Source organism: Vibrio genomosp. F10 str. 9ZD137, from assembly GCF_049974785.1.
Lineage (GTDB): Bacteria > Pseudomonadota > Gammaproteobacteria > Enterobacterales > Vibrionaceae > Vibrio.
The window spans coordinates 1-3,541 of record NZ_JBNGCJ010000492.1; the positions used below are offsets into that span (position 1 = coordinate 1).

The 3,541-nt window shown below is 45.2% G+C and carries 6 protein-coding genes; all 6 read left to right on the forward strand.

Annotated features, from left to right (window positions below; genetic code table 11):
• Positions 1 to 198 (forward strand): hypothetical protein (locus tag ACP45E_RS11885; protein WP_141707316.1); only part of this gene is annotated, 198 nt, incomplete at its 5' end.
• Entirely contained in the window at positions 198 to 1,244 is a 1,047-nt protein-coding gene (gene rsxD / locus ACP45E_RS11890; protein WP_017037616.1) for an electron transport complex subunit RsxD, read from the forward strand. The genes ACP45E_RS11885 and rsxD, both read left to right, overlap by 1 nt.
• An 8-nt stretch (positions 1,245 to 1,252) precedes the next feature.
• The gene (gene rsxG, locus ACP45E_RS11895; RefSeq protein WP_017033157.1) at positions 1,253 to 1,888 is read left to right on the forward strand and encodes an electron transport complex subunit RsxG; all 636 of its coding nucleotides are present in this window, start codon (positions 1,253 to 1,255) and stop codon (positions 1,886 to 1,888) included.
• On the forward strand, positions 1,881 to 2,570 hold the full coding sequence (locus ACP45E_RS11900) for an electron transport complex subunit E (protein ID WP_017033158.1): 690 nt from the start codon (positions 1,881 to 1,883) through the stop codon (positions 2,568 to 2,570). The genes rsxG and ACP45E_RS11900 overlap by 8 nt, the downstream gene beginning before the upstream one ends.
• Before the next feature lie 26 nt (positions 2,571 to 2,596).
• The gene (gene nth, locus ACP45E_RS11905; protein ID WP_017037617.1) at positions 2,597 to 3,238 is read left to right on the forward strand and encodes an endonuclease III; all 642 of its coding nucleotides are present in this window, start codon (positions 2,597 to 2,599) and stop codon (positions 3,236 to 3,238) included.
• A gap of 9 nt (positions 3,239 to 3,247) precedes the next feature.
• Positions 3,248 to 3,541: lactoylglutathione lyase (gene gloA / locus ACP45E_RS11910; protein WP_069585038.1), on the forward strand; the 294-nt coding region annotated here is incomplete at its 3' end.

Genomic DNA, 3,541 nt, shown 5'->3' on the forward strand with positions numbered 1-3,541 from the left:
GCGCGTAAAGCGCAGCAAGCCGAAACTCCGACAACGTCTGAGGCAGAAACTCAAGCCACAGCAACGTCACCAGCTGAACCAATTGAAGCCGATCCGAAAAAGGCCGCTGTGGCCGCCGCTATTGCTCGAGCCAAGGCACGTAAAGCACAAAAAGAACAACTCTCCAATCAACCCAATAATAATAAGGAGAAAGGCTAGTGGCTTTTTTTATCGCCAGTTCACCGCACGCTCACAATAAAAAGAGCACCTCAGATCTAATGAAGTGGGTGATGATTGCTGCATTACCTGGGCTTATTGCGCAAAGTTACTTCTTTGGCTGGGGGACATTGATACAGTTAATAATGGCTCTATTTATTGCTGTTATACTCGAAGGTGCCATCTTATTAATACGTCAGCGGCATCCATTGTTTGCACTGCGGGATTACAGTGCACTTGTCACAGCATGGCTATTGGCTATCGCTATTCCCCCTTATTCCCCATGGTGGGTTATCGTCATTGGGTTGATTTTTGCGATTGTTATTGCCAAGCATTTATACGGTGGTATTGGTCAAAATATCTTTAATCCAGCAATGGTGGCGTATGTCGTCTTGCTGATTTCGTTCCCAGTACAGATGACATCTTGGGTGACTCCAGTACAACTTAGCCAAGATCCTGTTTACTTTGTTGACGCATTCTCTCTGATTTTCAGTGGGTTTAATCATGAAGGTTTGTCTCTTGCGCAGATTCGAACGGGTATAGATGGCGTCACAATGGCGACACCCTTAGATGCGTTCAAAACCGGACTGCACTCTGGAAGTACCGCTTCTGAAATCATGAAGCAAAGTCAATTTAGTGGTTTTGCTGGTGTAGGATGGGAATGGATAAACCTCGCCTATTTGGCTGGCGGTCTATTGCTAATTAAACTCAGAATCATAAACTGGCATATTCCAGTCGCGTTTCTAGCCAGTCTAGTGGTGACGAGCAGTATTTTTTCTATCATCACACCCGCTGAAACAGCGACTCCCTTATTGCACCTCTTCTCCGGTGCGACAATGCTTGGGGCTTTCTTCATCGCAACTGACCCTGTATCGGCTTCAACAACAGTCAAAGGACGCCTTATTTTTGGTGCCTTCATTGGGTTCTTGGTCTTTGTTATTCGAAGCTGGGGAGGCTTCCCCGATGGTGTTGCATTTGCTGTGCTGTTAGCCAACATGTGTGTACCAATGATTGACTATTACACCAAACCACGCACTTATGGGCACTAAGGACTGTTATGTTAGCCGCTATTCGTAAAAATGGACTCACATTGGCGATCTTTGCTTGCGCGACGACCGGGCTTGTCGCGATCACCCATCATTTAACCAAAGATCAAATCCAACGCCAAGAGAAAGCCCAGCTATTGTCTATTCTTAACCAAGTCATTCCCAAAGAGCTTCACGACAATGATTTATACCAATCGTGTACCTTGGTCTCAGACTCAGCACTAGGGACCGACGATTCTATGCCTGCTTACTTTGCGACACTCGATGGTCAACCAAGCGCGGTCGCTATTGAGGCCATTGCTCCTGACGGTTATAACGGAGCCATTAAACTCATAGTTGGTATCGATCAGCAAGGTAACGTGACTGGTACGCGCGTCTTGTCGCATCAGGAGACACCAGGACTTGGCGACAAAATCGACCTAAGAGTCAGCGATTGGATCCTAGGGTTCATTGGTAAATCAGTGACGGATACCAACCAAGATTCATGGAAGGTACGTAAAGATGGCGGTCAGTTTGATCAGTTCACCGGTGCGACCATCACACCTAGAGCGGTCGTTGGTGCCGTCAAACGTGCAGTAAGCTTTGTAAATGAGAATCGTGGCCAGCTAACGAATCAATCGTTTAATTGTGGGGGTTCAAATGAATGATAATAAAACGCTGTTAAAAAATGGGCTGTGGGACAACAACCCGGCACTGGTTCAGTTACTTGGGCTATGTCCTCTACTCGCTGTATCATCAACAGTGACCAACGCTTTGGGGCTTGGTATTGCAACACTTATCGTACTGGTTTGCTCAAATGTGGCGGTCTCTTTGGTAAGAGATTACGTGCCGAAAGAAGTACGAATCCCCGTTTTTGTCATGATCATTGCCTCTGTCGTCACCTGCGTTCAGCTATTAATGAATGCCTATACCTACGGGCTGTATTTATCATTAGGGATATTTATTCCACTGATTGTCACCAACTGCGTCATCATTGGACGAGCAGAAGCATTCGCATCAAAAAATCCAGTGTTACCTTCGACACTCGATGGTTTTTGGATGGGTGTTGGTATGACCGTTGTACTGGTATTACTTGGTGCCATGCGAGAGCTACTGGGAAACGGCACTTTATTTGATGGCGCTGAACTCCTGCTAGGCGCTTGGGCGCAATCCTTGAGAATCGAAGTTTTTCAGTTTGATAATAGCTTTCTATTGGCGCTTCTTCCTCCGGGTGCGTTTATCGGTGTGGGAATTATTATTGCGATAAAAAATGTCATCGACTCACAGATAAAGTCTCGTAAGCCAACTGAGAAAAAACAAACCATTGAGCGCGCTAGAGTGACAAACTAGACGCTTTCATGTAAGTGAAAATAATAATGAATAACATAAAGCGTGTCGAAATCTTAAAACGTCTTAGAGACGATAATCCAAACCCTCAAACGGAGCTCAAGTGGAGTAGCCCGTTTGAGCTATTGATCGCTGTTCTATTATCGGCTCAAGCAACAGACGTCAGTGTCAATAAAGCAACGGACAAGCTCTACCCAGTGGCAAATACACCGCAGGGGATATTTGATCTGGGTGTCGATGGTGTCAAAGAGTACATCAAAACCATTGGGTTATTTAACTCAAAAGCAGAGAACGTCATCAAGACTTGTCGAATGTTACTCGATCTTCATCAAGGGGAAGTTCCTGAAAACCGAGAAGCATTAGAAGCATTACCCGGGGTAGGAAGGAAAACCGCGAATGTGGTTCTTAATACCGCTTTCGGTTGGCCAACCATCGCCGTGGACACCCATATTTATAGAGTTTCCAATCGAACCAAATTGGCGATGGGGAAAACCGTTGATGATGTTGAAGAAAAGCTCATTAAAGTGATACCCAAAGAATTTAAGCTCGATGTACACCACTGGCTAATACTTCACGGTCGATACACTTGCGTTGCCCGTAAGCCTCGATGTGGAAGCTGTATCATTGAAGACTTATGCGAGTTTAGAGATAAAATTTACCCAGAAAGCTAGGAGTCCATAATGTCAAACGGAAGAATTCTTCACACAATGCTACGTGTCGGAGATTTAGATAAATCTATTGAGTTCTATACAAAAGTCATGGGCATGAACCTGCTCCGAACTAATGAGAATAAAGAGTACGAATACACACTCGCATTTTTAGGCTTTGGTGATGAATCCCAAGGGTCCGTTATTGAGCTAACGTACAACTGGGGAACAAAAGAATACGACCTTGGTAACGCATTTGGTCATATCGCCATTGGCGTTGAAAACGTTTATACCACTTGTGATGCCATCAAAGATCGGAAGAGCGGT